The organism is Aquitalea aquatica (genome assembly GCF_013911085.1).
Taxonomy (GTDB): Bacteria; Pseudomonadota; Gammaproteobacteria; order Burkholderiales; family Chromobacteriaceae; genus Aquitalea; species Aquitalea aquatica.
In genome coordinates, this window is record NZ_JACERN010000006.1 from 41,921 (window position 1) to 68,757 (window position 26,837).

Annotated in this window: 27 protein-coding genes; 18 read left to right on the forward strand and 9 right to left on the reverse strand. The window is 59.5% G+C overall.

Annotated elements, in window-relative coordinates; genetic code table 11:
- Positions 1–17: 17 nt before the first annotated feature.
- Complete coding sequence (uraH, locus tag H2Z84_RS01985; protein ID WP_181834487.1) at positions 18–371, reverse strand: hydroxyisourate hydrolase; 354 nt, start codon at positions 369–371, stop codon at positions 18–20.
- A 159-nt stretch (positions 372–530) separates the two neighbouring features.
- On the opposite strand from uraH, the gene H2Z84_RS01990 reads away from it, so the two are divergent.
- From H2Z84_RS01990 to H2Z84_RS02035, 10 genes are all read left to right on the forward strand, one after another.
- Positions 531–1,286: a GntR family transcriptional regulator gene (locus H2Z84_RS01990; RefSeq protein WP_181834488.1), complete on the forward strand. Its 756-nt coding sequence runs from the start codon at positions 531–533 to the stop codon at positions 1,284–1,286.
- Positions 1,287–1,312: 26 nt separating this feature from the next.
- The gene (gene puuE, locus H2Z84_RS01995) at positions 1,313–2,251 is read left to right on the forward strand and encodes an allantoinase PuuE (protein WP_181834489.1); all 939 of its coding nucleotides are present in this window, start codon (positions 1,313–1,315) and stop codon (positions 2,249–2,251) included.
- Positions 2,248–2,778, forward strand: coding sequence for a 2-oxo-4-hydroxy-4-carboxy-5-ureidoimidazoline decarboxylase (gene uraD, locus H2Z84_RS02000; protein ID WP_181834490.1), 531 nt, complete (start codon positions 2,248–2,250; stop codon positions 2,776–2,778). Before puuE ends, uraD begins: the two co-directional genes overlap by 4 nt.
- Entirely contained in the window at positions 2,775–3,398 is a 624-nt protein-coding gene (locus tag H2Z84_RS02005) for a LysE family translocator (protein ID WP_181834491.1), read from the forward strand. Before uraD ends, H2Z84_RS02005 begins: the two co-directional genes overlap by 4 nt.
- Positions 3,399–3,455: 57 nt before the next feature.
- The gene (gene alc / locus H2Z84_RS02010) at positions 3,456–4,496 is read left to right on the forward strand and encodes an allantoicase (protein WP_181834492.1); all 1,041 of its coding nucleotides are present in this window, start codon (positions 3,456–3,458) and stop codon (positions 4,494–4,496) included.
- Positions 4,497–4,535: 39 nt separating this feature from the next.
- Positions 4,536–5,039: an ureidoglycolate lyase gene (locus tag H2Z84_RS02015; RefSeq protein ID WP_181834493.1), complete on the forward strand. Its 504-nt coding sequence runs from the start codon at positions 4,536–4,538 to the stop codon at positions 5,037–5,039.
- Between the two features lie 139 nt (positions 5,040–5,178).
- Positions 5,179–6,534, forward strand: coding sequence for a nucleobase:cation symporter-2 family protein (locus H2Z84_RS02020; RefSeq protein ID WP_304511180.1), 1,356 nt, complete (start codon positions 5,179–5,181; stop codon positions 6,532–6,534).
- 48 nt (positions 6,535–6,582) lie between these two features.
- Positions 6,583–7,563 (forward strand): xanthine dehydrogenase accessory protein XdhC, encoded by a 981-nt coding sequence (gene xdhC / locus H2Z84_RS02025; RefSeq protein WP_181834494.1) that lies wholly within the window; start codon positions 6,583–6,585, stop codon positions 7,561–7,563.
- Positions 7,564–7,635: 72 nt separating this feature from the next.
- Positions 7,636–9,537 (forward strand): molecular chaperone HtpG, encoded by a 1,902-nt coding sequence (htpG, locus tag H2Z84_RS02030; protein ID WP_181834495.1) that lies wholly within the window; start codon positions 7,636–7,638, stop codon positions 9,535–9,537.
- A gap of 95 nt (positions 9,538–9,632) precedes the next feature.
- On the forward strand, positions 9,633–9,893 hold the full coding sequence (locus tag H2Z84_RS02035) for a TfoX/Sxy family protein (protein ID WP_181834496.1): 261 nt from the start codon (positions 9,633–9,635) through the stop codon (positions 9,891–9,893).
- A 1-nt stretch (position 9,894) separates the two neighbouring features.
- Here H2Z84_RS02035 and H2Z84_RS02040 read toward each other — a convergent pair whose 3' ends face one another.
- Positions 9,895–10,500, reverse strand: a complete 606-nt coding sequence (locus tag H2Z84_RS02040) for a glutathione S-transferase family protein (RefSeq protein ID WP_181834497.1) — start codon at positions 10,498–10,500, stop codon at positions 9,895–9,897.
- Between the two features lie 16 nt (positions 10,501–10,516).
- The gene (locus H2Z84_RS02045) at positions 10,517–10,786 is read right to left on the reverse strand and encodes a DUF2917 domain-containing protein (RefSeq protein ID WP_181834498.1); all 270 of its coding nucleotides are present in this window, start codon (positions 10,784–10,786) and stop codon (positions 10,517–10,519) included.
- Positions 10,787–10,880: 94 nt separating this feature from the next.
- Here H2Z84_RS02045 and H2Z84_RS02050 point away from each other — a divergent pair, with 94 nt between their 5' ends.
- Together H2Z84_RS02050 and H2Z84_RS02055 are read left to right on the forward strand one after the other, a co-directional pair.
- On the forward strand, positions 10,881–11,780 hold the full coding sequence (locus tag H2Z84_RS02050; protein WP_181834499.1) for a LysR substrate-binding domain-containing protein: 900 nt from the start codon (positions 10,881–10,883) through the stop codon (positions 11,778–11,780).
- Between the two features lie 53 nt (positions 11,781–11,833).
- Entirely contained in the window at positions 11,834–12,157 is a 324-nt protein-coding gene (locus H2Z84_RS02055; protein WP_181834606.1) for a YnfA family protein, read from the forward strand.
- A gap of 59 nt (positions 12,158–12,216) precedes the next feature.
- On the opposite strand, the gene H2Z84_RS02060 is transcribed toward H2Z84_RS02055, so the two are convergent.
- The 6 genes from H2Z84_RS02060 to aceB form a co-directional block, all read right to left on the reverse strand.
- Positions 12,217–12,828, reverse strand: a complete 612-nt coding sequence (locus H2Z84_RS02060; RefSeq protein ID WP_181834500.1) for a glutathione S-transferase — start codon at positions 12,826–12,828, stop codon at positions 12,217–12,219.
- 93 nt (positions 12,829–12,921) lie between these two features.
- On the reverse strand, positions 12,922–13,617 hold the full coding sequence (locus H2Z84_RS02065; RefSeq protein WP_181834501.1) for an SIMPL domain-containing protein: 696 nt from the start codon (positions 13,615–13,617) through the stop codon (positions 12,922–12,924).
- Between the two features lie 165 nt (positions 13,618–13,782).
- Entirely contained in the window at positions 13,783–14,577 is a 795-nt protein-coding gene (locus H2Z84_RS02070) for an ABC transporter ATP-binding protein (protein ID WP_181834502.1), read from the reverse strand.
- On the reverse strand, positions 14,574–15,476 hold the full coding sequence (locus H2Z84_RS02075; protein ID WP_181834503.1) for an ABC transporter permease: 903 nt from the start codon (positions 15,474–15,476) through the stop codon (positions 14,574–14,576). Before H2Z84_RS02075 ends, H2Z84_RS02070 begins: the two co-directional genes overlap by 4 nt.
- Before the next feature lie 130 nt (positions 15,477–15,606).
- Positions 15,607–16,566: an ABC transporter substrate-binding protein gene (locus H2Z84_RS02080; RefSeq protein ID WP_181834504.1), complete on the reverse strand. Its 960-nt coding sequence runs from the start codon at positions 16,564–16,566 to the stop codon at positions 15,607–15,609.
- Between the two features lie 225 nt (positions 16,567–16,791).
- Entirely contained in the window at positions 16,792–18,387 is a 1,596-nt protein-coding gene (gene aceB, locus H2Z84_RS02085) for a malate synthase A (protein ID WP_181834505.1), read from the reverse strand.
- A 148-nt stretch (positions 18,388–18,535) separates the two neighbouring features.
- On the opposite strand from aceB, the gene H2Z84_RS02090 reads away from it, so the two are divergent.
- From H2Z84_RS02090 to bcaP, 6 genes are all read left to right on the forward strand, one after another.
- Positions 18,536–19,432 carry a LysR family transcriptional regulator gene (locus tag H2Z84_RS02090; protein ID WP_181834506.1) on the forward strand — a complete coding sequence of 299 codons (897 nt, stop codon included), beginning with the start codon at positions 18,536–18,538 and terminating at the stop codon, positions 19,430–19,432.
- Positions 19,433–19,526: 94 nt separating this feature from the next.
- Positions 19,527–20,231, forward strand: a complete 705-nt coding sequence (gene treR, locus H2Z84_RS02095) for a trehalose operon repressor (protein ID WP_181834507.1) — start codon at positions 19,527–19,529, stop codon at positions 20,229–20,231.
- Positions 20,232–20,481: 250 nt separating this feature from the next.
- Positions 20,482–21,933, forward strand: coding sequence for a PTS system trehalose-specific EIIBC component (gene treP / locus H2Z84_RS02100; protein WP_181834508.1), 1,452 nt, complete (start codon positions 20,482–20,484; stop codon positions 21,931–21,933).
- On the forward strand, positions 21,926–23,584 hold the full coding sequence (gene treC / locus H2Z84_RS02105; RefSeq protein ID WP_181834509.1) for an alpha,alpha-phosphotrehalase: 1,659 nt from the start codon (positions 21,926–21,928) through the stop codon (positions 23,582–23,584). The genes treP and treC overlap by 8 nt, the downstream gene beginning before the upstream one ends.
- Before the next feature lie 131 nt (positions 23,585–23,715).
- Positions 23,716–25,011 carry a carbohydrate porin gene (locus H2Z84_RS02110; protein WP_181834510.1) on the forward strand — a complete coding sequence of 432 codons (1,296 nt, stop codon included), beginning with the start codon at positions 23,716–23,718 and terminating at the stop codon, positions 25,009–25,011.
- Positions 25,012–25,438: 427 nt separating this feature from the next.
- Positions 25,439–26,836 (forward strand): branched-chain amino acid transporter BcaP, encoded by a 1,398-nt coding sequence (bcaP, locus tag H2Z84_RS02115; RefSeq protein WP_309545425.1) that lies wholly within the window; start codon positions 25,439–25,441, stop codon positions 26,834–26,836.
- Position 26,837: the final 1 nt, after the last annotated feature.

Here is a 26,837-nt window from a genome sequence, read left to right on the forward strand (position 1 = left end):
CTGATCGAAAGTAGAGGTCAACTACCGCGGTAGGTCGAGTACGTCCAAGGCGTGACGACAAGCGGGACATGGTAGTTTTCGGCCGGATTGGCAATGCCAAAACGCAGTACGACCTGATCGACAAAACAGGGTCGTGCCAAATGTACCCCCTGGCTTGCGAAGTAGTCGCCGGCATGAAATACCAGCTCGTACACCCCAGCTTGCATCGTGTCCCCGGATAGCAGCGGCTCGCTGCAGCGTCCATCCTCGTTGGTGTTGAACTGGCGCAGCAGCGTGCGCTCATCTCCTTGTATCCGGTACAGCTCACCGCGCACCCCGGCCGCGGGGTGGCCATGCATGGTGTCCAGCACGTGTGTGGAAAGTTTTCCCATCTGTTTGTCTCCGATGTGCCAGCCCTGCGCGGTCTTTGATCGGCGGGCTGTTGTTGTTGTGCAAAGCATGGGCGATTGGAGTTGACGATATTGTTTTATCCTGTCGATAATTGTCAACAATATTTTGGAAGTGATTACCGTATTGTGGAAATTGAAAAAATGAATAATCATCAATGGCCTGTACCGGAAGGGGAGGGAGTCATTTCAGCTCCGCCTGCCTCCAGCCTGCGCGACGAAAACCAGCCAGCAGGTGAAGTCGAGCGGCTATATCTGGAAATTTTCGATGCGGTGATCGACCAGCGTCTGCGGCCTGGCGTCAAGTTGACCGAGGCCGTGCTGTGTGACGCCTTTGCCTGTTCGCGTGGCACGGTGCGCGCCGCATTGGCTCAGTTGCAACATGACAAGATTGTCGAGTTGCAGCCGAACCGGGGTGCATTTGTGGCACAGCCGGACATCAAGGAAACCCGCGATGTGTTCGAGGCCAGACGCATGGTGGAAGCGGCCATTCTGGATAAATTGCTGAGCCTGCCTGATTTGCCAGATCGTCTGCAGCAGTTGTGGCAAATGGTGCGACAGGAACGGGTTGCATTCGAACGGCAGGACCGGGTCAGCTGGATTCGCCTGTCCAATGCCTTTCATGTGCAGCTGGTGCGACTGGCCGAAAACGAGGTGCTGACCGAATTGATGAACAGCTTGTGTTCGCGCACCTCGCTCATCATTGCCCTGTACGACAAGCCGGGATGCAGTGCCTGCTCATTCGATGAGCATGAGCAGATCCTGCAGCATTTGTCCCGGGGCGACCGACAAGCGGCACAGCAAGCCATGCGGCAGCATTTGCAGGATTGTGAGCAGCGCATGCATTTTGCCGACAGAAATGTACCTGACCCATGGACGATGTTTCATCGCCAGCTTTAGGTACCCAAGACCAAGGAGTTGAACGCATGCAACAGGCGTATCCACGCGACATGATCGGCTATGGCCGCCAGCGGCCGGAGGTGAATTGGCCGGGGCAGGCCAGGGTGGCCGTGCAGTTTGTCCTCAATTACGAGGAGGGAGGGGAAAGCAATGTGCTGCATGGCGATGCGGTATCCGAGCAGTTCCTCTCCGAAATCGTCGGTGCAGCGGCCTACCCTGCGCGGCACATGTCGATGGAAAGCCTGTATGAGTACGGTTCGCGGGTGGGGGTATGGCGCATTCTGCGTGAATTCGAAAAACGTGAGTTGCCGCTGACGGTATTTGCCGTTGGCATGGCGCTGGAGCGCAATCCGGAAGCGGCGGCCGCCTTCGTCGAACTGGGACATGAGCTGGCCTGCCACGGTTATCGCTGGCTGCATTACCAGAATGCGGATGTCGACCTGGAGCGCGAGCACATGCAGCGCTGTGTGGAAATCATCAGCCAGCTGACCGGAGCACATCCGGCCGGCTGGTACACCGGCCGCGATAGCCCGAATACCCGCCGGCTGGTGGTGGAGGAAGGCGGATTCCTCTACGACGCCGATCACTATGGCGATGAGCTGCCCTTCTGGACTGAAGTGGATCTGGGCAAGGGCCGCAGCAAACCTCATCTGGTGGTGCCCTATACCCTGGATGTCAACGATATGCGCTTTGCCTCACCGCAGGGCTTCAACACTGGTGAGCATTTTTTCCAGTATCTGAAAGATAGCTTCGACGTGCTGTATGCCGAGGGCGAAACCCGCCCGGCGATGCTGTCCATTGGCCTGCACTGCCGGCTGATTGGTCGCCCCGGCCGTTTTGCCGCATTACAGCGTTTTCTCGATTATGTGCAGCAGCATGAATGGGTATGGGTATGTCGTCGTGCCGATATCGCCCATCACTGGCTGCGTCATCATCCCCACCCCGATCTGGAGTCCTGCCGATGAGCCAGCCTCTCACCTTGTCACTGTTGAACCAGCTGCCATTCGATGCTTTTGTCGCGGAGCTGGGCGGTATCTTCGAACACTCGCCATGGGTGGCGGAGCGTACGGCTGCCTTGCGTCCTTTCCATTCGGTGGCGGAGCTGGCTGCCGTCATGGCTGGCGAAGTAGAAAAAGCCGGTTATGGGGCGCAGATGGCGCTGATCCGGGCTCACCCGGAACTTGCCGGCAAGGCAGCGATACGGGGCGAATTGACTGCAGAGTCGAGCAACGAGCAAGCAGGAGCCGGGCTTGATCAATGCAGCCCGGAAGAGTTTGCCCGGCTGACCGAACTGAACGATGCCTACCGCAGCAAATTCGGCTTCCCTTTCATCCTGGCGGTGCGTGGCTATGACCGGGCAGGCATCATTCGCGAATTTGAGCGCCGTTTGCAACTGGGCGTCGAGGAGGAACGACGCGAGTGCCTAGGGCAGATCTATCGTATCGGGCGCTTGCGTTTGGAGGCATTGCTACCGGAAAGCATCTGCGTATGAGTCCAGAAATGCTGGGCCTCTATCTATTGGCCATTGCCGTGGTGATTGCCGTGCCAGGACCGCTGTCGCTCTTCATGGTGGGCAATGCCCTGCAGTTTGGCGTGTGGAAGAGCTGGCCCGGTTTTGTTGGTGGCGTGCTGGCTTCGGTCAGCCTGCTGCTGTTGTCGGCGCTAGGTCTTGGCTCTGTGCTGCTGGCATCGCCACGCAGCTTCCTGCTGTTGCAAGCTATTGGCGCCTGCTACCTGTTTTATCTGGGTATCCGCACCTGGCAGGGCCGCAATATTGCGGCCCATGCGGCAAATGGTGGACAGGGCCGGGCGCACCTGTTTTCCAGAGCCTTTCTGTTAGGTATCAGCAACCCAAAGGACATCGCTTTTTTCTTGGCCTTGCTGCCGCAATTCATGACGCCGTCCAGGCTTTTATTCCCACAGCTGCTGTGGATGGTGCTGGGCTGGATGGTAGTTGATCTGTTGTGCAAGCTCGCTTATGGCCTGCTGGCCAGCCGGCTGTTGGCGAGTATGGCCACATTGCGGCACGTGTTCCTGATGGCTTCGGCAATCTGTTTTGTAGTGATGGGCGGCGTACTGCTGGGACAGACCCTGGCCAGCCTTGTCCTGTGAAGGCGTAGTCAGTAGAAAATCTTGTTGGTGGTAAAGCAAAAATAAAGGAGAGACATCATGAGTATTGCATTGCATCCCTCGGCGACCGTTGTACCGGCTGCGCCGGTTGAATTGCCCGAGTTTGCCCATCGCCATGCCAATCTGGCCGATCCTGATTTCGGCGCTTGCGTGCTGTCCTGCTCGGACGAGTGGTTTGCACCGGCAGAGCGCATGCTGCAGTCATCGTCACCGGTGTTCGTGGTGGGCAAGTTTGACGATCACGGCAAATGGATGGACGGCTGGGAGACGCGCCGCCGCCGCAATGGCGGGAATGACCATGTGGTCATTCAACTGGGCCTGCCTGGGGTGATCAAGGGGCTGGATATCGATACCAGCCACTTTACCGGCAATTTTCCGCCAGCCGCCTCGGTGGAGGCTTGCCATCTTGCGGGTTCGCCTGATGAGCACACGGTGTGGACAGAAATCCTGTCGGCGGCTGCGCTGGGCAGCAGCGCGCATCACTTTTTTGCCATTGACGACCAGCGGGTGTGGACGCATCTGCGCCTGCACATCTATCCGGATGGTGGTGTTGCGCGCCTGCGGGTGTATGGCCAGCCCGACTGCGACTGGGAGGGCAAGGACCGTTCTGCCCTGCATGAAGTGTCTGCGCTGCAGCAAGGGGGCCGCATCGTTGCCTATAACGATGCACATTTCGGTGTGCCCTTTCGCCTGATCATGCCGGGTCGTGGCATCAATATGGGCGATGGCTGGGAAACCCGCCGCCGCCGCGAACCAGGCAACGACTGGTGCATCGTGCAGCTGGGGCGAACGGCCATTGTCGAGCGCATCGAGGTGGATACCGCTCACTTCAAGGGCAATTATCCGGACAGCGTTTCCATTCAGGCGGCGCTGGTGACACAGGGCACCGATCAGTCCATCGTGACTCAGGCCATGTTTTGGGACACCTTGTTGGCCGAACAGAAAACCGCCATGGACAAGCAGCACTTTTATGACCGTGAGCAGATCCGCCCGCTGGGGCCGGTCAATCATGTGCGCCTGAACATCTTCCCTGATGGTGGGGTTAGCCGCTTACGGATCTGGGGTCGTCTGGTTGATTAACCGCCAGCAGACCCGCCGATTATAAAGAGGAGAAACACCATGGCCCTGCTTGTCCTGGAAGCCCTGAGCAAGGAAGCGTTCGCCCCGTTTGGCGATGTCATTGAAATCGAAGGCAGCGACTGGTTTCCCATCAATAACGGTAGCACCCAGCGCTATCACAAGCTTGGCATGGTGGAGGTGCTCGGCGAGGGCGGATCTCCCGCCATCAGCATGGCACGTGGTGCGGCCTTTGATTTTCCATTGAGCATCAGCATGCTCGAGCGTCACCCACTGGGCAGTCAGTCCTTCATTCCCTGCAACGGTGTGCCTTTCATCGTGATAGTGGCCCCCAGCCTGCCGGATGGCCTGCCGGACGAAAGCGGCTTGCGCGCCTTTCAGGCCTATTCCGATCAGGGCGTCAATTATCGCCGCGGCTGCTGGCATCACCCCTTGATCAGCCTGGGGCAGGAGGGGGATTTCATTGTGGTCGACCGTGTAGGCAGCGGGCACAACTGCGATGAGGTGGACTTGTCCACAAGCTATCGTATCGAGGCCGCCAGCTAGCCTTAATTCCCGATGGTTCCTGCTGTAGTCCTTGTTGTTGATGCAACAGGGTGGCCTCGTCACGTCTGTCGTCTGGCGAGCCACCCACCCGTGCAGCGTCTTTTGCGCTGGCGGAAGACTCATGCGAAGGAGAGACTCGATGAACGCGACGCAAAAGGTTCATCCGGTGGACGAAAAGCTGCCGCTGCTGCAGCTGTTCACACTGGGCTTGCAACACGTGCTGGTAATGTATGCCGGAGCGGTGGCGGTGCCGCTGATTGTTGGTGGGGCGGTTGGCCTGCCCAAGGAGCAGATCGCCTTTCTGGTTAGCGCGGATCTGTTCTGCTGTGGTCTGGTCACGCTGTTGCAATGCCTGGGCTGCAAGGGCTTTGGCATCCGCATGCCGGTCATCATGGCGGTGACTTTTGCCACCGTGGGGCCGATGATCGCCATCGGCCAGAATCCGGCTTTGGGCCTGCCCGGCATCTTTGGTGCCACCATGGCCGCAGGCTTGCTGTCGTTATTGCTGGTGCCGCTGATCGGCCGCTTGATCCGTTTTTTTCCACCACTGGTGACTGGTGTGGTGATTACCTCCATCGGCTTGTCCATCATCGGTGTCGGCATTAACTGGTCGGCTGGCGGATTGGGCTCGCCTGATTATGGTAGTCCGCTGTATCTGGGCATTTCACTCAGTGTGCTGATCTTCATTTTGCTGATCATCCGCTTTGCCCGTGGCTTCCTGGCCAATATCTCCATCCTGCTGGGGCTGGTGCTGGGTTTTTGCATTGCGCTGCTGCTGGGCAAGGTGGATTTCGACGGTTTGCAGGATGCCAGCTGGTTTGCCCTGATTACGCCCTTCAAGTTTGGTGCACCGCGATTCGAACTGTGGTCCATCGTCACCCTCACCGTGGTGATGCTGATCGTGTTCATCGAATCGATGGGTATGTTCCTGGCTCTGGGCGAAATCGTCGACCGTCCGGTCAAGCGGGATGATCTGGTACGCGGTCTACGGGTGGATGCACTGGGGACGATGGTGGGGGGCATGTTCAATACCTTCCCGCATACTTCGTTTTCGCAAAACATCGGTTTGGTCAGCATTACCGGGGTCAGCAGCCGCTGGGTATGCGTAATGGCCGGCTTTATCCTGATCGCCTTTGGCCTGGTACCCAAGATGTCCATCGTGGTGGCTTCCATTCCCCCCTTCGTGCTGGGCGGGGCCGGTATCGTGATGTTCGGCATGGTGCTGGCTACCGGCATCAAGGTGTTGTCGCGAGTGGATTTCCATAACCGCTACAACCTGTACATCGTCGCCATCAGCCTGGGCATGGGCATGATTCCCACCGTCGCCAAAGACTTTTTTGGCCAGATGCCGGCGGGCATGGCACCGCTATTGCACAGCGGCATCCTGCTGGCCAGCCTGACCGCCGTGGTGCTTAATGCATTTTTCAATGGCCTGGGTAAGGCAGACTTGACCGAAGCCAGCGCGACCGAGGTGATGTCGGTGCCAGGGCACTAAGCTTGTGGACCCGCCTGCCAGCGGGTCCCTGGCTGCTTGATGAGGCGCATGGAAAAGGAAGTGGCGATGCTGCAGGAGGGGGATTGGCTGACCGTGCTGCGGCGGCAACTGCCGCAACAAGGCCAGGCCATGCTGGTGACGGTGGTGCGTAGCCAGGGGCAGGTGCCGCGAGAAACCGGCGCACGGCTGGCACTGGCGGATGACTGGCAGGCCGACTCGCTGGGTGGCGGTTGGCTGGAACAGCAGGCGTGCGTGCATGCCCGTCGCCTGCTGGCTGAGCCTCCAGCTGTGCGGCAGTGCGAGTGCTTTCAGTTGGGGCCGGCTGGTGATTATTGCTGCGCGGGTAAGGTATGGCTATTGTTTGAAAAACTGGGCAAGCAGGATGAGCTCTGGCTGGAACTGGCCTGGCAGGCCCGACGCGAGGGGCGGGTATTGCGGCGCACGCTACAGCTGGACTGCGCTGCGCCGGTTCGCTGCAGCTGGCCTGCGGGTAGTGGTGAAGGCGTGCGCTGGCTGCCCGAGCAGGCCGTGCTGCAGGACGATCTGGCGGCTCCCCAGCTGACCGTGGTGCTGTGTGGGGCTGGCCATGTCGGACGTGCGGTGGGCCGCCTGCTGGGTGAGCTGCCGGTCCGGCTTATCTGGCTGGATAACCGGCCGGAGGTGTTCCCTGTGGCTTGTCCGGAACATATCACTACTCTGCAGGGTGGCGTGGAACTGATCAGCCGCATGCCGGCAGATGCCTGCTGGCTGGTGATGACCGATAGTGATCTGCTGGATTTTTGCTGGGTCGAGCAGATACTGCTGCGTGGTGACGCACGCTATGTTGGTTTGCAGGGGAGTCACAGCAAGTTGGCCAGCTTTAATCTGCGGCTGATGGGCAGTTTGCCGTTGGGACAAATTGCCTCCATCCGTTGTCCGGTCGGTATCGCCGGTATCGACAGCCGCCAACCGGCAGCGGTGGCCATTGCCGTGGTGGCTGAACTGTTGCAACTGCCCGGCACTACCCTGCCGCGACCGCATTCAGGGTAAGGGTATTGAAATCGCTTAACTCTGCCCCTATCTGTCAGCTCACCATTACCCAACTACTGATGAATAGAGACCATGAGCGCACAGAAAGAAACCCTGGGCTTTCAGACCGAAGTCAAGCAACTCCTTCACCTGATGATCCACTCCTTGTATTCCAACAAGGAGATCTTCCTGCGAGAACTCATCTCCAATGCATCGGATGCTGCCGACAAATTGCGTTTTGAAGGTCTGGCCAAGCCCGAGTTGTTCGAGAATGACGCCGAGCTGAAAATCACTGTCAGCTTCGACAAGGAAGCCCGTACCATCACCATCTCCGACAACGGCATCGGCATGAGCCGTGACGAGGTGATCGCCAATATCGGTACCATCGCCAAATCCGGTACCAAGGCCTTCTTTGAGCAGCTGTCCGGCGACTCCAAGAAAGATGCCAACCTGATCGGCCAGTTCGGCGTCGGTTTTTACTCGGCCTTTATCGTGGCCGACAAAGTCAGCCTCACCACTCGCCGTGCTGGCAGCAATACGGCTGAAGGCATCCGCTGGGAATCGAAAGGTGAAGGCGAGTACACGCTGGAGCAGGTGGAAAAGGCTGGTCGCGGTACCGACATCGTGCTGCACCTGAAAGAAGGCGAAGACGAACTGCTGGCTGATTGGGCACTCAAGCGTATCGTACGTACCTATTCCGACCACATCTCCATCCCGATTCTGATGAAGAAGGGCAGCAGCTACGGCGAAAACGGCGAAGTAATCGAAAGCGACGAGCTGGAAGCGGTCAATGCAGCCTCGGCGCTATGGACCCGTAGCAAGAGTGAGATCAGCGACGAGCAGTACACCGAATTCTACAAGCACGTGGCGCATGACTTCACCGACCCGCTGGCCTGGAGCCACGCCCGTGTCGAAGGCCGTCAGGAATACACCGAGCTGCTGTACATCCCGGCACGTGCACCATTTGACATGTGGGACCGCGAGCGCAAGCAGGGCATCAAGCTGTATGTGCGCCGCGTGTTCATCATGGAAGACAGCGACAAGCTGATGCCGCAATACCTGCGTTTTGTGCGCGGGGTGATCGACAGCAATGACCTGCCGTTGAACGTATCGCGCGAAATCCTGCAGGAAAGCAAGGATATCGACGCCATTCGCGCCGGTTGCGTCAAGAAGGTGCTGGGTCTGCTGGAAGACCTCGCCGCCAACCAGACCGAAAAATATGCTGCCTTCTGGAAAGAGTTCGGCCAGGTGCTGAAAGAAGGCGTGGGCGAAGACCATGCCAACAAGGAACGCATTGCCAAGCTGCTGCGCTTTGCTTCCACGGCTGTGGATGGTGACGAGCCGACGGTCAGCCTGAGCGACTATATCGGCCGCATGAAGGAAGGTCAGGACAAGATCTACTTCATCACCGCCGACACCCTGGCCGCTGCCCGCAACAGCCCGCACCTGGAAGTGTTCAAGAAGAAGGGTGTGGAAGTGCTGCTGCTGACCGACCGCGTGGATGAGTGGGTTGTCGGTTCGCTGTTCGAGTTCGATGGCAAGTCGCTGCAATCGGTAGCCAAGGGCACACTGGACCTGGGCGCGCTGGAAGACGAAGCCGACAAGGAAGCACAGAAACAGGCAGAAGAAGCTGCCAAGCCGCTGGTGGAAAAAGTGCAGAGCGCCCTGGGTGACAAGGTGAAGGAAGTGCGTGCCACGGTGCGCCTGACTGATAGCCCGGCCTGCCTGGTGGCGGGTGAGCATGATATGAGTGCTCACCTGGAACGCATGCTGAAGGCGGCCGGGCAAAAGGTTGAAGCCAGCAAGCCGACGCTGGAAATCAACCCGGAGCATGTGTTGGTGAAGCGTCTGGCTGAAGAGTCCGATGCCGGCCGTGCGGCTGATCTGGCTCAGGTGCTGTACGACCAGGCCTTGCTGGCGGAAGGCGGTAAGCTGGAAGACCCGGCCACCTTCGTCAAGCGCATCAACAAGCTGCTGCTGGAGCTTTCGGCCTAAGCCCACGACAAGTTGTACACTGAAACCGCCCCAGATCACCGGCTTGCCGCGTATCTGGGGCGGTTTTCGTTTATCACCATGGCAAAGGAGTGGCCATGAGTAAACCTTGGCGCAATCTCGGGCCGGTATCACGGCAGATGCTGGCCGATGCTGGCATTGTTACCTTTACGCAGTTGGCCCAGTACGGTGCAGTAGCCAGCTATCGGCTGGTGAAACAACACCATCCTCAGGCGAGTCTCAACTTGTTGTGGGCGCTGCAAGGTGCTCTGGATGACTTGCCGTGGCAGCAGGTAGCCCGCGAACAGCGGCTGTCGCTGCTATTGCAACTGGAATCGCAGGAGCCGCCCGGGGAATAGCTTACTCAAAGGGTGTGGCCACAAAGGCCGACAGGGCTTCTGCCTGCGCACTCCATTGCTGCAGCAGCGGGAAGTCTACCCAGTCCAGTTGCTGTGGCAGTAGCTCACGGGTGAAGCGCCAGGCCACGGCGATACTGATACCTGCCTGGTCTAGTGGTGTGGACGATAGTGCTTCGATAGCCAGCTCCTGCTCCAGCAAGTCATAGGCGGCCAGCAACTGCGCACTGACCCGCTCCAGCCAGGGCTGATGTCGTTTGTCCTCGGGACGCAAGTTTTGCTCGTAGGCCAGCTGTACACTTTTTTCCATGGCGGCCAAGGCCAGCCCCAGCAAGCGCAGCGTACGTTGCCGCTGTGGCAGAGTCCTTGGCATCAGGCTGCGCTCTGGATGCAGGGTGTCCAGATAGTCCAGGATCAGGGTCGAATCCATCAGCGTACTGCCATCGTCCAGAATCAGGGTTGGTGCCTTGACTACCGGATTGATGGCCTGAAATTCGGCCAGATGGCGGAATACCGATACCGCACGGTGACTGAAGGGAATCTCCATCAGTCGCAGGCTGATGGCGACACGGCGTACATAAGGTGAATCCAGCATGCCTATCAGTTGCATGATCATCCTTTCCGGTTCAAACGGTTTGGTAGTGGCTGCCCAGCCGGAGCCAGGCATGTTGGGTTGCAGCCTGGTCGGCGCAGAGCCGTACTTCCAGCTGGCCACGGCCTTCCAGCAATAACTTGCCAGCCGGCAGGTCGGCTGATTCTCCATCGTGCAGGCAAATGTCCCGGCCATCAATCGTCAGCCAGTGCGAACCGCTGCGGGCAAACAGCTGACAGCGTCGGGAAAGCTGTAGCACCAGTAGTTCGCCATCCGCCAATTCCAGTCGTAATGAATGGGCCATGGTCATCTCCTTTCGTGGGGGTGACTTCACTATAAGCGGCAGCCTTGCTGCTGAAAATTGATATTTATTTGGGATTAATGTTAGTTTTACTTACATGAGACCTCTGCCGCCACTATCTGCCCTGCGCAGCTTTGAAGCCCTGGCCCGCTTGGGGAGTGTCACCCTTGCCGCCAGCGAGCTGCATGTGACCCATTCCGCCATCAGTCAGCAAATAAAGCTACTGGAAGAGCTGCTGGGGGTGGTGCTGTTTGTGCGCGAGGGACGCGGTTTACGGCTGACCGAAGATGGCCGACTGTATGCGCTGCAGGTGAGAATAGGCCTGGCAGAATTAACCGAAGCTACACGATTGGTTCAGGCGCGGCCGCGCGATGGCGAACTGGTGCTGGCGGTGCTGCCGTCGTTTGGCGCGCACTGGCTGCTGGCACGCCTGCCACGCTTTCAGGCCCGCTTTCCGCAATACCGCATCAGCCTGCGTGCCAGCCTGGATATCCAGGATTTGCGTCAGGGACTGGTGGATATCGGCATCCGCATGGGGCAGGGCGATTGGGAGGGACTGCAACAACAGCATTTGTTTGACGATGAGCTGGTGGTGGTGGCGGCGCCAAGCTTTCGTCAAGGGCTGTTGCCGCGCACGCCGGCCGAGATTGTGGCCGGGCCGGTGGTGCGTACGGTGGAGAGCTGGATGGGCTGGTGTCAGGCTGCCGGTGTGGTGGAGCCTGCCCAGGCCGGTTTGTGGATCAATGATTCCAATCTGGTACTGCAGGCGGTACAGCAGGGGCTGGGGGTGGCGCTGGAACGGCGCAGCCTGGTGCATGCCGCCTTGCAGACCGGCACGCTGGTGCAGGTGAGTGATATCGTGGTGCCTTACCCCTACCCGCACTGGCTGGTCTGGCCGGCGCGGGAGAGTTCGCAGCGCAAACAGCGTGATTTTGCCGGCTGGATGGCAGAAGAGGTCGCCGTTTATCAGCAGGAGCTGGCGCAGGCAGCCTGCTGACCTTGCCTGTTCTTGCAGTCAAACCGTATTAAAGGAAAACCGTAGTGACATTGTTGAAGTTGTTGCTGTTGTTTGGCCTGACCGCTCTGGCCGAGATTATCGGCTGCTATCTACCCTGGTTATGGCTGAAGCAGCAGGGCTCGGTCTGGCTGCTGCTGCCGGCAGCATTTTCGCTGCTGTTGTTTGTCTGGTTGCTGACCCTGCACCCGGCAGCGGCGGGGCGTGTCTATGCTGCTTATGGTGGTGTCTACGTGGTGGTGGCTTTGCTGTGGTTGTGGCTGGTCGATGGCGTGCGGCCGGGACTGTGGGATGTGCTGGGGGCCACGCTGGCGCTGCTGGGGATGGGGGTCATCATGCTGGCGCCACGGCAGCCATGAGTGTTGTGCTGACTGAAACAAAAAAACCGGGACTGGCCCGGTTTTTTTATGTGTGCTGTTCAGCCTGTCGGCGGCTGGGTATCGATGAAAGACTGGCGGGTAGACAAGCGTTCCAGCAGGGTGGCCAGATTAGGGTAGTCTGTGCGCCAGTCGATGGTGGGGAAGCGGAAGCTCAGATAGGCCAGGCAGCAGCCGACAGCGATATCCGCCAGGCTGTAGCTCTCGCCATTGCACCACTGGCGCTCACCCAGATCGGCTGACAGTGCAGCCAGGCCTCGGTCGACCTTCTCTTGTTGGCGGGTGATCCATTCTGGCATCTGCTTGTCCGCCGGACGGCGCTGCTCCAGCACGATGGCCACGGCAGCATCGGTGATGCCATCGGCCAGTGCTTCCCAGCGACGGGTATTGATCAGGCGGCGGTTTTCCTGTGGCAGCAGGCGGGCTACCGGCGAGATATTGTCCAGGTATTCCACGATGACCCGCGAGTCGAACAAGGTGCTGCCATCATCCAGCTCCAGCACGGGGACTTTGCCCAGCGGATTGTAGTGCGGGACCTGGCTGTCCGGATTCCATGGCATGTCCTCTTCCAGCGGGCAATCAATCTTCTTGTCGGCCAGCACGATGCGTACCTTGCGGGCATACGGGCTGGTGAGGGAGGCAATCAGTTTCATGGTGGTAGGGTGCTCGGCGGGTCGTAAAAGCGGGCTGATGAACTCAGCCCGTTATGTGCTTACTTTAGCGCATGGCTGCCCATGCATAAAGCCCTAGTTGAGTTCGATCTTGCCGGTAATCTGCAGTTGCAGCTGGCTTTGCCCTGGCTGCCAGTCTGGCTGGGCGACATCCATCTCCTTGGCCATGGGGGCCGCTGCAGCGCGCATCAGCATGGGTGGGCGGTAGGAGGGTGCGGCATTGCCGAATTCCAGCTCCTTGATGGTGAAGTGGCTTTTCCCCAGCGTCTTGGCGGTGATGTCGGCTTGTTCCTGCATTTCTGCCAGGGCGACCGGAATCATGGCTTTTTCTGCGGCACGGCGGGCGCTATCGGAAACACTGAACTGTACACCTTCCAATAGCATGGTTTTCTGCAATTGGGCCACCAGTTCTGCTGCTTGCGTCATGTTGCGGCTTTTCAGACGGATTTCCGCCCGGCCTTGCCAGCCGATGATCTTGCCGCTCTTGTCATAGCTGGGCCAGCTATTGTAGCTGCCGGTACTTAGCTCGACCTGTGGGTAGGACTTGCCGTTTGTCATGCCACGGGCAATGCCCTTGTTGAGACGGTCTGCCAGTACGGCAGGCTGATCACTCTTGTCTTGCAGGTAGAGTGTGGCCTGAATCTGGTCATTGGCCACTTCTTGCTGGGCGGAGCCTGACAGCCGCAATTCAATACCGTCGGCTGCCACGGCCAAGGTGGAAACGCTTAACAAGCCGGCCCACACCAGGACCGGAATCCGAAAATTTTCCATGCAATCTCCCTGCGTATGTTTTCAAACAGACTTTTGAACATGAACGAAGCAGAAGGTTCGCATACAAAATGGAGAAATGGCAGCGCGCAAGGTTGCGGGGCGCTTGGCGTCTGACCGGCGGCCATCGCTGATGGCGGCCGGTCAGGTGGTGCAGCTACTGTTTTTTTAGCCCAGCAGCAGGGCGTCGTCGTCCAGTTTTTCGCCACGTGTGCGCTCGAACATGGCGAGCAGGTCGGGCACATCCATGCGGCTGCGTTCTTCGCCGCTGACATCCAGTACCACCCGTCCTTGGTGCAGCATGACGGTGCGGTGGCCATGGTCCAGCGCCTGGCGCATGGAGTGGGTCACCATCAGGGCCGTCAGCTTGTTTTCGCTGACGATACGGTCGGTCAGTTCCAGCACGAAAGCGGCGGTTTTGGGGTCGAGCGCGGCAGTGTGCTCGTCCAGCAGCAGCAGGCGTGAAGGCTGCAAGGACGCCATCAGCAGGCTCACCGCCTGGCGTTGGCCACCGGACAGCAAGCCCATGCGGTCACCTAGGCGGTTTTCCAAGCCCAGTTGCAGGGTGGCCAACTTGGCGCGGAATTGCTCGCGATAGCTGGCTTTGACTGCACGCGACAGGCCACGACCCTGGCCACGCTGCATGGCCAGCGCCAGGTTTTCCTCGATGGACAAGCCTTCGCAGGTGCCGGCCAGCGGGTCCTGAAATACCCGTGCTACCAGTCCGGCGCGCTGCCAGGCTGTCTGGCGCGTCACATCCTGGCCATCGATGCTGAGGCTGCCGCTATCCGGGCTGATGTCGCCGCTGATGGCATTCAGAAAGGTGGATTTGCCGGCCCCGTTGCTGCCGATCACGGTGACAAACTGGCCAGATTCGATGGTGAGCGACAGGCCACGCAGCACCGGGTTTTCCAGCGGCGTACCGGGGTTGAAGGTCTTGAACAGATTGTCGGCGCGCATCATGCGGTGCGTCCTCCTTGCTTGTTGCGCAGTTTGGCCTTGATCTTGGGCAGTACCAGCGCCAGGCCCACCAATACGGCGGTAATGAGGTTCAGGTCCTGCGCTTGCAGGCCGATGAAATCGGCGTTGAGCGCCAGGGCAATCAGCAGGCGATAGAGCAGGGCACCCAGTACGGTGGCCAGCGTCACCAGCCACAGACTGCGCGGTGGCAGCAGGGTTTCGCCAATGATCACGGCGGCCAGACCCACCACGATGGTACCGATACCCATGGAGATGTCGGCACCACCCTGGGTTTGCACATAGAGGGCACCAGCCAGGGCAATCAGCGCATTGGACAAGGCCATGCCGGCCAGCGTCATGCGGTCGGTGGAAATGCCCTGAGCACGCGCCATACGCGGATTGGCGCCGGTCGCGCGCAGCGCCAGTCCGGCTTCGGAGGCAAAGAAGGCATCCAGCAGCAGCTTGGCCAACACCACGATGACGGCCAGGACGGCAGGCTGGATCAGCCAGGCATTGTCATTGACGGTGCTGATGAAGGGGGTGAATACGGTGGGCAGGCCGATCAGCGCGATATTGGGCGCACCCATGATGCGCAGGTTGATCGAGTACAACGCAATCATCACCAGAATACTGGCTAGCAATTGCAGGATGCCCAGGCGGACATTGAGCCAGGCGGTGACCCAGCCGGCTGCGGCACCGGCAATGGCCGCCAGGCCACAGGCCAGCCAGGGATCATGACCACCGGCAATCAATACGGCGGCGACGGCACCGCCCAGCGGGAAGCTGCCGTCGGCGGTGAGGTCGGGGAAATTGAGCAGGCGAAAGGAAATCAGCACGCCCAGTGCGACCAGCGCAAAGATCAGGCCGATTTCCAGCGCACCCATCAGTGAGATCAGGGACATGAAAACCTCTACGACAAACCGGCTGCCCGGATAGGGGGCCGGCAGGCCCTGTCTTGGCAGACCGGGCGGTGATAACGGACAAAGCCCCGACGGCCATCCGGCCATCAGGGCAGCGTTGCACAGGTGTTGCTTACTTGACGGTGGTCTGGGCCTCTTTCAGCAGGGTGGCCGACAGCGGGGCACCTTGCTTGATGGCGGCTGCCGGGTTAACGGTCAGGCTCAGCTTGCTGCCCACTTCCGGGGCGATGGTGCCGGCTTTTTCACCCTTGAGCAGGCGCACCACGATCTTGCCGGTCTGGCGGCCCATATCGTAGTAGTTCATGCCCAGCGCGGCGATGGCACCGCGCTTGACCGAGTCGGTATCGGAGGCGATCAGCGGCAGCTTGGCCTGGTTGGCCACGGCCACCAGCGATTCGTAAGTGGACACCACATTGTTGTCGGTGCTGGTGTAGATGGCATCAACCTTGCCGATCAGGCTCTTGGCGGCCGGGGCCACGTCGACGGTACGTGCTGCCGGAGCTTCCACCAGGGTCATGCCGCGCTTGGCCAGCTCGGCCTTCAGCTCTTTGGCCACGATGGTGGAATTGACTTCACCCGGGCTATAAACCATGCCGATACGCTTGGCGGCCGGTTTCACTTTCAGGATCAGGTCTACCTGCGGGCCCAGCGGCAGCATGTCGGACACACCGGTGACATTGGTGCCACTGGCTTTCCAGTTGCTCACCAGTTTGGCGGCTACCGGGTCGGTTACCGCAGTGAACACGATGGGCAGGGTCTTGCTGGCGGCAACCAGAGCCTGGGCTGACGGGGTGGCGATGGCTACCGCGACAGTCGGCTTGTCACCCACGAATTTGCGGGCGATCTGGCCGGCGGTGGCCGGGTTGCCCTGGGCGCTCTGGTACTGCACCTTGAGCTTGTCATCACCGTAGCCGGCGGCTTTCAGTTCATCGGTCACACCCTTGCGTGCGGCATCCAGTGCCGGGTGATCGACGATGGCGGTAATGGCGACAGATTGCATTTCTGCCGCGGCGGCAGACAGGGACAGCACGGCAGCGGCAGCAGCCAGCAGTTGGCGATGGCGTAGGGACATGGCGTTTCCTTGTGAGTCAGGATAGATTTTTTTGGAAAATGTTTATTTCGCGCAATTTTATTCCAATGCCAAAGATTTTTCTTGCTGCGATGCGCAATAAAATGGCTGAAATTGGATATTGGAGACAGGAAGTTGCCCATTCGGCGGGCAGGCATAAAAAAAGCGGCCCGGATCACGGGCCGCATGAGTGTAAGCTGGCAAATTGCCAGCTATAGGGTCGATCGTTTAATCGATGTAGTCGTAGCCTGGCAAGGTGAGGAACTCGACAAAGTCGTCCGAGGTGGTCAGCAGATCGAACATGCCGGCCGCGTCTTCATATTGCTTGCTCCAGCGGCTGCCGTATTCGGCTTTCAGCTTGGCTACTTCTGCCGCTTGCAGTTCGCGGAACAGTTCCACGGTCACCTTGCGGCCATCATCCAGCACGCCCTTGGGGCTGCGGATCCACTGCCAGATCTGCGAGCGGGAGATTTCTGCGGTCGCGGCATCTTCCATCAGGTTGTGGATGGGCACGCAGCCATTGCCGGAAATCCACGAGCCCAGATACTGGATACCCACATTGATGTTCATGGACAGGCCGGCTTCGGTGATCGGGGCTTCCGGCTGGAAATTCAGCAGGTCGGCAGCGGTAACATTCACATCCGGGCGCTGCTTGGCAATCTGGTTGGGCGCATCGCCCAGCACACGGGTGAAGGCTTCGTTAGCAATCGGTACCAGGCCCGGGTGAGCCACCCAGCCGCCATCGTAGCCGTCGGTGGCATCGCGGTCCTTGTCGGCCTTCACGCCGCCCAGTGCCTTTTCATTGGCCACCGGATCGTTCTTGATCGGAATCAGTGCAGCCATGCCGCCGATGGCCGGCGCATTGCGCTGGTGGCAGGTTTTCAGCAGCAGCAGGGCATAGGCACGCATGAAGGGTACGGTCATGGTGATCTGTGCGCGGTTGGCCAGGCAGAAATCACGATTCTGCTTGAACTTCTTGATGCAGCTGAAGATGTAGTCCCAGCGGCCGGCATTCAGGCCCGAGCTGTGTTCGCGCAGTTCGTAGAGGATTTCGTCCATCTCGAAGGCCGCGAGGATGGTTTCGATCAGTACGGTGGCCTTGATACTGCCTTGGGCGATGCCCAGTTCCGTTTGCGCAAACACGAATACATCGTTCCACAGCCGCGCTTCCAGATGGCCTTCCATCTTCGGCAGGTAGTAATAGGTGGCGCTGCCCACGCTTTGCAGGTAGGCGATGTTGTGGAAGAAGGACAGGGCAAAGTCGAACAGCGAACCGGAGACGATTTCACCATCCACGGTCACGTGCTTTTCCATCAGGTGCCAGCCGCGCGGACGCAGGATCAGCGTGGCCACGCTGTCGTTCAGGCGGTATTGCTTGCCGTCCGGATTGGCAAAGGAAATGGTCTTGCGATAGGCATCGCGCACATTGATCTGGCCGCTGATCTGGTTTTCCCAGCTCGGACAGTTGGAGTCCTCGAAGTCGGCCATGAAGCTCTTGGCGCCGGAGTTGAGCGCGTTGATCATCATCTTGCGGTCAACCGGCCCGGTGATTTCCACACGGCGGTCCAGCAGATCCTGCGGCAGCGGGGCAATTTTCCAGTCGCCGGCGCGGATGGCGGCGGTTTCCGGCAGGAAGTCGGGCAGCTTGCCGGCATCCAGTTCGGCCTGGCGTACCACGCGGGCGGCGATCAGTTCGCGGCGGCGCGCTTCAAACTGGCGGTGCAGCTTGGCAACAAAGGCCAGCGCCTCGGTAGTGAGGATTTCTTCAAACGCCGGGGTCAGCGGGGCGAGGATTTCCACGCCTTGCGGAAGGGTGATAGCCATGTGCTTGCTCCTGATTGAATTGCCGTAGGCGGCGGAGTGCCGTCCTGATTGATCAAAATGCTGCATTGCGATGACAGCCAGTGTATCTAGCCAAACAGTAAAAAAAAATGCATAAATAGGCATAACATCTTTTACTTTTAAGTATGCAATGAGCGAGTTCAAGCAACTGGAAACCTTTGTCGCCGTGGTCAATCACGGCAGCTTGTCGGCCGCTGCGCGCCAGCAAGGCGTGGTGCCGGCCATGATAGGGCGGCGGCTGGATGCGCTGGAGGAGCGGCTGGGGGTGAAATTGCTGGTACGCACCACCCGCAGTGTGACTCTGACCCAGGAAGGGGCGGCGTTTTTTGAAGATTGCCAGCGCATTCTGTCCGAGCTGTCCGAGGCCGAGGCGGCGGTAGCCTCTGGCAGCGGCCGGGCGCGCGGGCATCTGCGGGTGTCGGCTCCTGCAGGCTTTGGCCGCCGTCATGTGGCACCGCATATTGCGGCTTTCCAGCTGGCGCAGCCGGACATCCGGGTTACGCTGGACTTGTCCGACCGCCTGATCGACCTGCAGCGCGAACGCATCGATTGCGCCATCCGTATTTCTGATCTGGCTGACTCCTCGCTGGTGGCGATGCGTCTGGCCGAAAACCGCCGCGTGGTGGTGGCCTCGCCCGCCTATCTGTCACGTCATGGCATTCCGCGCACGCTGGAACAGCTGGCACAGCACAACTGCCTGTCTCTGGGGGAAAGCCAAAGCCGCGGCTGGAGCTTTGAGCGCGATGGCGAGCTGATCAATCTGCGCGTATCCGGCCGCCAGGAATGTAATGACGGTGCGGTGCTGCATGACTGGGCCTTGCAGGGCCTGGGCCTGGCCTGGCGCTCCTTGTGGGAGGTGAAGGACGATGTGTCGGAGGGGCGGCTGGTGACGGTGCTGGAGCAGTTTGCTGCGCCGGATTACCCGGTGTATGCCGTGGTGCCGCAGCGGCGCTTCCTGCCGGCACGTGTGCGGCATTTCATCGAGCACCTGCGGCAGATTTACACGGCTGCCGGCTACTGGGACTGAGTCATGGGCGCGGGTGGACCGACGTCGGGCAGTCTTGTAAGGTAGCGTTTCTCATCCGGGACGCGAGTCCCGGCCAATGGCCGAGTGAAAGCCTGTGAACAAGTACAACCAGATTTATTCCGACATTGTTGCCGATATCGACAATCAGCGTTTTGCCCAGGGGGAACGCATTCCTTCGGAAACCGAGCTGATGAGCCAGTACCAGGCCAGCCGTGGCACGGTGCGCAAGGCGGTCGACATGCTGCAGGAGCGCGGCTATGTGCAGAAAATTCATGGCAAGGGCGTGTATGTGCTCAAGCCGGGCAATATCGAATTCCAGCTGAGCGGCATTGTCAGCTTTCAGGAAATGAACGACCGCATGGGGCGGCAGGTGGTGTCGCAGGTGGCCGCGCTGGAACAGGTGCTGGCTGATGCGGTGCTGGCCCGGCAGATGGGGCTGGCGGAAGCGACGCCGCTGGTCAAGATCAAGCGGGTGCGCAATATCGACGGCGAAAATGTCATTGTCGACATCAATCATTTCGTGGCCGAGCTGGTTCCCGGCTTGGATGCCGGAGTGGCGGCCGGCTCCATCTATCACTACATCGAACAACAACTGGGGCTGACCATCAGCTATGCCCAGCGCATCATCGAGGCCCAGCCCTGCAATGAAGATGACCGCCAGTATCTGGATCTCAATGGCATGGACCACGTCATCGTGGTGAAGAACCTGACTCATCTCTACGATGGCCGGCTGTTTGAGTACACCGAGTCGCGTCATCGGCTGGATAAGTTCTACTTTACCGATATTGCCAGACGTTAGCGTTTTTTGGAGTTTTTTTGCCAACAATTTAGGGCCCGGTACTGGTTGATCCAGGCCGGGCCCTTGTCATTGCCGCAGCCGTGTTGCGTTTTGGTCGCAGCGTTTTATGATAAAAATGCCAACTCGTACATACGAGTATTGCAATAACTCGTCTGTACGAGTTTAATGCCGTCATGGTGACTGACAAACCATCAGTCTGGGCAAGCGGCATTAATGTCTTGTCCCGGCTGCCAAACAGGACGGAGACAAAATGAGCCAGAACTATTCAGCAATTGCCGCTCAACTGCTTGCTGCCATTGGCGGGGCTGGCAATATCCAGCAGGCAGCCCACTGCCTGACCCGGCTGCGCATCGCCCTGCGTGACGACAGCCTGGTGCAGGTCGATGCCATACGCCAGGTCGAACTGGTCAAGGGCTGTTTCAGCAATGCCGGGGTGTTTCAAATCGTGATTGGTGCCGGGGATGTCGACCGGGTTTATGCCGAGCTGGTGGCGCAGGCAGGGATCGCCACCGCCACGGTGGCACAGGTGAAGTCCAGTGGTGATCACAAGCAAAACCGGCTGCAACAGCTGGTGAAGGTGTTTTCCGATGTGTTCATGCCGATTCTGCCGGCCATTATCGTGGCTGGCCTGCTGATGGGCCTGAACAACCTGCTGGGTGCCCGTGGCATGTTCATCGCGGATAAAACCCTGCTGCAGGCCTATCCCGGCCTGGATGGGGTGTGGGGGCTGATCAATATGATGGCCAACACTTCCTTTGTGTTCTTGCCGGCGCTGGTTGGGTGGTCGGCAGCCAAGCGCTTTGGCGGCAGTGAGATCCTTGGCATCGTGTTGGGCTTGTTGCTGGTGCATCCGGATTTGCTCAACGCCTGGAACTACGGCAAAGCCGCTGCCGGGCTGGACGGTGCATCCGTGCCGTATTTTGATGTATTTGGCCTGCATATCGAAAAAGTGGGCTACCAGGGGCAGATTCTGCCGATTCTCGCCGCCAGCTGGGTCATGAGCCGTATCGAGCTGTGGCTGCGCCCGCGCGTGCCCAACGCCATCCAGCTGCTGGTGATTCCCATCGTGACCATTGTGATCAGCGGCCTGCTGGCGCTGGCAGTGATCGGCCCGCTGACGCGCCATCTGGGTATCGCCATTACCGATGCGCTGGTCTATGTGTTCAATCTGGCACCATGGCTGGGCGCTTTACTGTTTGGCGCGCTGTATGCCCCGCTGGTACTGACCGGCATGCATCACATGTTTATCGCGGTAGACCTGCAGCTGATTGCCAACCAGGGCGGCACCTTCATCTGGCCGATGATTGCGCTGTCCAATATCGCGCAGGGTAGTGCGGCGCTGGCCATGTTCTGGCTGCTCAAGTCGCCACGCGACAAGAGCATGGCTTCCACCTCCGCCATCTCGGCCTTCTTTGGCATCACCGAGCCGGCCATGTTCGGGGTGAACCTGCGCTACAAGCTGCCCTTTTATGCCGGGCTGACCGGTTCGGCCTGCGCCGCTGTGCTGATTACCCTGGGCCATGTCCGGGCGGCGGCCATCGGGGTAGGCGGCCTGCCGGCATTTATTTCCATCATTCCCACATTCATTCCGCTGTTTTTGCTGGGAACACTGGTGGCGATCATCGTCCCGATCTGCCTTACCCTGCTGCTGGCGCGCCGGCATGCTGCCATGGCCGGGGATGAGGTAGCACAGCATGCCTGACAACATGAAGCAGGCCGTGGTCTACCAGATTTATCCCAAGAGTTTCAGCAGCCATCGCCAGCAGACTACCGGCGATCTGCTGGGGGTGGTCGACCGGCTGGACTACCTGGCCTGGCTGGGCGTGGATTATCTATGGCTGACGCCGTTTTACTGCTCGCCGCAAAAGGACAATGGCTACGATGTCAGCGATTATTACCGCATTGATCCGGCCTACGGCAGCATGGCTGATTTCGAGCTGCTGCTGGCCGAGGCGCGGCAGCGTGGCATCGGCATCATGCTGGACATCGTGGTCAACCATACCTCGACCGAGCACGCCTGGTTTCGCCAGGCGCTGAAGGGGCGCGACAATTTCTACCGCGACTTCTATATCTGGCGCGACCAGCCCAATAACTGGCAGTCCAAGTTTGGTGGCTCGGCCTGGGCTTTCGAGCCGGAAAGCGGCCAGTATTATCTGCATCTGTTCGATCAGACCCAGGCCGACCTGAACTGGGAAAACCCGCAGTTGCGTCAGGCGGTGTTCGAGATGATGCGTTTTTGGGCGGACAAGGGGGTGGCCGGTTTCCGGCTGGACGTGATCAACCTGATCTCGAAAGACCCGGCTTTTTCCGAAGATGACAGCGATGGCCGCCATTTTTATACCGATGGCCCGCGCGTGCACGAATACCTGCAGCAGATGCACCGCGAAGTCTTTGCCGGGCGCGAACTGCTGACTGTGGGCGAGATGTCGTCCACCTCGCTGGCGCACTGCATCGATTATTCGCACCCGGAGCGGCGTGAGTTGTCGATGACCTTCAATTTTCATCACCTAAAGGTCGATTACCCGCAGGGGCAGAAGTGGCAGCTGGGCCGCTTCGACTTTGTCGGCCTCAAACGCATCCTGTCGGACTGGCAGCAGGGCATGCATGCCGGGGGGGGCTGGAACGCTTTGTTCTGGTGCAACCATGATCAGCCGCGCGTGGTATCGCGCTTTGGCGATGAAGGCCAGTACCGGCAGGTTTCGGCCAAGATGCTGGCCACCGCCCTGCATGGCCTGCAAGGCACGCCTTATCTCTTTCAGGGCGAGGAAATCGCCATGGCCAATCCGGCATTCCAGCACATTGAAGAGCTGCGCGATGTGGAAAGCCTCAATGCCTACCAGCAGCTGCTGGCCAGCGGGCTGGATCGCACACAGGCGATGGCGGTGATCCGCCAGAAATCACGTGATAACAGCCGCACGCCCATGCAATGGGACAACAGTCGGTTTGCCGGCTTCAGCCAGGCCCAGCCCTGGTTGCGGCTGGCCGATGATGCTGGCCACATCAATGTGGCCGCTGCCCTGGCCGATCCGGATTCGGTCTTGCACCACTACCGGCGCTTGATTGCCCTGCGCAAGCAATACCCGGTACTAGCTGATGGCGATTACCGCTGCCTGACGCCGGAACACCCCAGCCTGTGGGTGTATACCCGGCGTAGCGCCGCAGAAATGTTGCTGGTGATCAGCCATTTCGGAGCCGAAGCGCAAAGCTACCGGCTGCCGGAGGGGGTGATTCCGGAGGGCTGGCAAGCCGAGTTGCTGTTGAGCAACTACCCGGCACCGCCAGCCGGCTGGCAATGGCAGCTGCGCCCCTGGCATTCGCTGCTGTACCGGTTTTATCCCGTCACACCACCTTAACGACACCTGACCCCGCATGACCGTCATGCCTGCGCTTGCGCCGGCAGGGCGGAGCTTTGCCCGCACGCCACGCTCTGGGGGACAGCAGGGCGGCGTTGCGCAGATCAATAACACGGATAAGGAGAATACCCATGACAACAACACCATCGACCATCGTCCTGAGTGCCTTGCTACTGGGCCTGAGTGGAGCCGCCATGGCCGCCGACAGTACAAGCGGCGGCAGTACGCCCAGTGCCGAGCAATTGGGCAGTGCCATGAAACAGGCACTGGAAGACAGCGGTTTCAGTTTTGATGGCTATTTACGTAGCGGCTTTTACTCCGGCGGCAAGGATGAACCGCGCGGCCAATACCAACTGGGCGGCGATTTACAGCACTTCCGGCTGGGTAACGAAGGTGACACCTACGGCGAATTCGGTATCGGCAAGAAATGGAGTGGCAGCGGTGGCGTCAGCTGGGGGGTATACGCCATGCCCACCTTTTATAGCTATGACCCGGTGATCGGCGACAGCGGCAGCACTAGCAAGACCAGCGCCGCACAGCTCTATGCCTATCTGTCCGGCTTGGCCTTTGCCCCCGAGTTGACCTTCTGGGCTGGCCAGCGCTACCACCGCATTCAGGACATCCATATTCTGGACAACTGGCTGATGCAGGATGGTGACAATTACGGTGCCGGCGTCGACGGCATTGCCATCGGCCACAGCGCGCGGCTGAATGTGTCCCTGTCCAGCTCGGGCAACTATGCCAATAGCAATGCCACGCTGAACAATGCGCGACGTGTCAATTTCCAGCTGATCAATATTGCAAGCAATCCCGGGGGCAAGCTGGCGCTGACCGGTGGCGTCATCAGCGGAGACTTTGCCATGGGCAAGGCCGGCAGTGCCTGGGGGCTGCTGCATAATCAGCAAGACTTCCTGGTGACCGGGCTGCAAAACGCACTGTTCCTGCAGACTGCCTCCGGCCATGCCTCACTGTCCGGCGAGTTTTACAATCTGGATAGCGCGGGGGCCGCCCAGCCAGGGGCCAGACAGAACCGGCTGGCCGAAGTGCTCAGCTGGCAGCGTGGTCGTTTTGGCGGACAGGCGGTGTTCGGCTACCAGACCGTGGCTCCCGATCATGCCGCCAAATACCGTGATGTCAGCCTGGGTGGGCGCCTTTCCTACGGGCTGGTGGCCAATATCAAGTTGCTGGGTGAGGTTGGCCTGACCAGCCGCAACACCGACGGGCAGGATACGCAGCAGTTGAACAAGGCCACGCTGGCGCTGGCGTTTGCTCCGGATACCGATTTCTGGAGTCGACCGGAGTTCCGGCTATATGTCAGCCGCTTTAACTGGAATGATGCCGCAGCCCTGGCCAATGCCAGTACGTTTGCCAGCAATGGCCGGCGCAATGCCACCACGCTGGGGGCGCAAATCGAAGCCTGGTGGTGATTCAGTCTGCTGTCATCGCGCCCTGTCGCATTATGTTGCGGCAGGGCGAATCAGATTTGCAGTAAGGCAAACTGCTGTCAAATAGGCATGGCATTGCGTTTTTATGGCAATTTCTACCGGATTGTGGGCTATCTAGCGCTATTAACTGCCTTGTCTTGCAGGCTTATGACAGCTTTGAGGCAAATCCTGCTGCCAGAACTGCCATGGAATGGATAATGGATACACTTTGTCCGATTTTATGGCTTGAACTGTTCCCCCCTTCCTGTAAGATCGCGCGTTTTCCGCTGCAGTGTCCTGCGTTGAGGTGTCGGTCACGAACCGGCAACAGACGGGGCAGCCGCGGATGGGCTGAGTATGATCATCAACGCCGGCTACCCCGTCGCCCAAACATGGCAAGGGGAAGCGGCGCACACAGGATAGTCTGAACATGAGTTTGATGCGCAAGAAGAGCGTTCAGGGCATGCTGGAATTTGCCCAGACCGCCAAAGGGCTTCGCAAGGAGCTGACGGCTTTCGACCTGACCATGCTGGGGATCGGTGCCATCATCGGTACCGGTATTTTCGTGCTGACCGGTACCGGTGCCACGGTGGCCGGCCCGGGACTGGTGCTGTCCTTCATCATCGGTGCCATGGCCTGCGGTTTTGCCGCGCTGTGCTATGCCGAATTTGCCGCCATGCTGCCGATTTCCGGCTCCACTTACACCTATGCCTATGCCACGCTGGGCGAGCTGGTGGCCTGGATCATCGGCTGGGACCTGATGCTGGAATACCTGCTGGCCTCCTCGGCGGTATCCGTTGGTTGGTCCGGCTACTTCCAAAGCCTGTTGGGTGGTTTCGGCATTCATCTGCCGGTGGCCCTGACGGCCGCCGCCGGGGCTGTGCCGGGCAAGGAGACGCTGTTCAACCTGCCGGCCTTTACCATCGCCATCCTGATTACCGCCTTGCTGGCTTTTGGCATCAAGGAATCCAAGCGCGTCAACAATATCGTGGTGCTGATCAAGGTCGCTGTGGTACTGGTATTCATCGCCATCGGCATCTGGCACGTCAAGCCGGTCAACTGGAGCCCGGCCCTGCCTTATGGCATGAATGGCGTGTTCCATGGCGCGGCTATCGTGTTCTTCAGCTTCCTCGGGTTTGATGCAGTGACCTGCGCAGCCGAAGAAGTGAAAGACCCGGCGCGTGACATTCCCAAGGGCGTGATCTGGTCGCTGGCCATCTGTTCCATCCTGTACGTCATCGTGTCGGCCATCATGACCGGCATCGTGCCTTACGCCCAGTTTGCCGGTATCGACCACCCGGTATCGCTGGCCCTGCAAGTGGCCAAGCTGGACTGGTTTGCCGGCTTTGTCGACCTGGGTGCCATTCTGGGCATGCTGACGGTGATTCTGGTGATGACCTACGGCCAGACCCGCATCCTGTTCGCCATGAGCCGAGATGGCCTGCTGCCAAAGATCTTCTCCGAGGTAAACCCGAAATACGGCACGCCGTACAAGGCCACCTGGCTGATCGGCTCCATCATTGCGCTGATTGCCGGTTTCATTCCGCTGCACACCCTGGCCGAGCTGGTGAACATCGGCACCCTGGCGGCGTTCTCGCTGATTGCCATCGCCATCATCAAGCTGCGCAAGACCGAACCCAACCTGCCGCGCAAGTTCCACTGCCCGGGTGTACCGTATGTGCCGGCACTGGCGGTCATTTTCTGTGTCTTCCTGATGACCCAGCTGTCCGCACTCACCTGGCTGTGCTTCGTGGTGTGGCTGGTGATTGGCCTGGCGGTCTACTTCGGTTACTCACGCAAGAACTCTCATCTGCACAAGCAGTCCTGAG

Excerpts from the sequence above, each read along its gene's own strand:
- H2Z84_RS02090 (WP_181834506.1), top strand. The coding sequence starts at position 18,536 with ATGAGCGAGTTCAAGCAACTGGAAACCTTTGTCGCCGTGGTCAATCAC.
- H2Z84_RS02065 (WP_181834501.1), bottom strand. The coding sequence starts at position 13,617 with ATGGAAAATTTTCGGATTCCGGTCCTGGTGTGGGCCGGCTTGTTAAGC.
- H2Z84_RS02080 (WP_181834504.1), bottom strand. The coding sequence starts at position 16,566 with ATGTCCCTACGCCATCGCCAACTGCTGGCTGCTGCCGCTGCCGTGCTG.
- H2Z84_RS02075 (WP_181834503.1), bottom strand. The coding sequence starts at position 15,476 with ATGTCCCTGATCTCACTGATGGGTGCGCTGGAAATCGGCCTGATCTTT.
- bcaP (WP_309545425.1), top strand. The coding sequence starts at position 25,439 with ATGAGTTTGATGCGCAAGAAGAGCGTTCAGGGCATGCTGGAATTTGCC.
- H2Z84_RS02040 (WP_181834497.1), bottom strand. The coding sequence starts at position 10,500 with ATGCAACTGATAGGCATGCTGGATTCACCTTATGTACGCCGTGTCGCC.
- puuE (WP_181834489.1), top strand. The coding sequence starts at position 1,313 with ATGCAACAGGCGTATCCACGCGACATGATCGGCTATGGCCGCCAGCGG.
- H2Z84_RS02070 (WP_181834502.1), bottom strand. The coding sequence starts at position 14,577 with ATGATGCGCGCCGACAATCTGTTCAAGACCTTCAACCCCGGTACGCCG.
- H2Z84_RS02050 (WP_181834499.1), top strand. The coding sequence starts at position 10,881 with ATGAGACCTCTGCCGCCACTATCTGCCCTGCGCAGCTTTGAAGCCCTG.
- xdhC (WP_181834494.1), top strand. The coding sequence starts at position 6,583 with ATGGAAAAGGAAGTGGCGATGCTGCAGGAGGGGGATTGGCTGACCGTG.
- uraH (WP_181834487.1), bottom strand. The coding sequence starts at position 371 with ATGGGAAAACTTTCCACACACGTGCTGGACACCATGCATGGCCACCCC.
- H2Z84_RS01990 (WP_181834488.1), top strand. The coding sequence starts at position 531 with ATGAATAATCATCAATGGCCTGTACCGGAAGGGGAGGGAGTCATTTCA.
- aceB (WP_181834505.1), bottom strand. The coding sequence starts at position 18,387 with ATGGCTATCACCCTTCCGCAAGGCGTGGAAATCCTCGCCCCGCTGACC.
- H2Z84_RS02020 (WP_304511180.1), top strand. The coding sequence starts at position 5,179 with ATGAACGCGACGCAAAAGGTTCATCCGGTGGACGAAAAGCTGCCGCTG.
- H2Z84_RS02035 (WP_181834496.1), top strand. The coding sequence starts at position 9,633 with ATGAGTAAACCTTGGCGCAATCTCGGGCCGGTATCACGGCAGATGCTG.
- htpG (WP_181834495.1), top strand. The coding sequence starts at position 7,636 with ATGAGCGCACAGAAAGAAACCCTGGGCTTTCAGACCGAAGTCAAGCAA.
- uraD (WP_181834490.1), top strand. The coding sequence starts at position 2,248 with ATGAGCCAGCCTCTCACCTTGTCACTGTTGAACCAGCTGCCATTCGAT.
- H2Z84_RS02060 (WP_181834500.1), bottom strand. The coding sequence starts at position 12,828 with ATGAAACTGATTGCCTCCCTCACCAGCCCGTATGCCCGCAAGGTACGC.
- H2Z84_RS02005 (WP_181834491.1), top strand. The coding sequence starts at position 2,775 with ATGAGTCCAGAAATGCTGGGCCTCTATCTATTGGCCATTGCCGTGGTG.
- treP (WP_181834508.1), top strand. The coding sequence starts at position 20,482 with ATGAGCCAGAACTATTCAGCAATTGCCGCTCAACTGCTTGCTGCCATT.
- alc (WP_181834492.1), top strand. The coding sequence starts at position 3,456 with ATGAGTATTGCATTGCATCCCTCGGCGACCGTTGTACCGGCTGCGCCG.
- H2Z84_RS02045 (WP_181834498.1), bottom strand. The coding sequence starts at position 10,786 with ATGGCCCATTCATTACGACTGGAATTGGCGGATGGCGAACTACTGGTG.
- treC (WP_181834509.1), top strand. The coding sequence starts at position 21,926 with ATGCCTGACAACATGAAGCAGGCCGTGGTCTACCAGATTTATCCCAAG.
- H2Z84_RS02110 (WP_181834510.1), top strand. The coding sequence starts at position 23,716 with ATGACAACAACACCATCGACCATCGTCCTGAGTGCCTTGCTACTGGGC.
- H2Z84_RS02015 (WP_181834493.1), top strand. The coding sequence starts at position 4,536 with ATGGCCCTGCTTGTCCTGGAAGCCCTGAGCAAGGAAGCGTTCGCCCCG.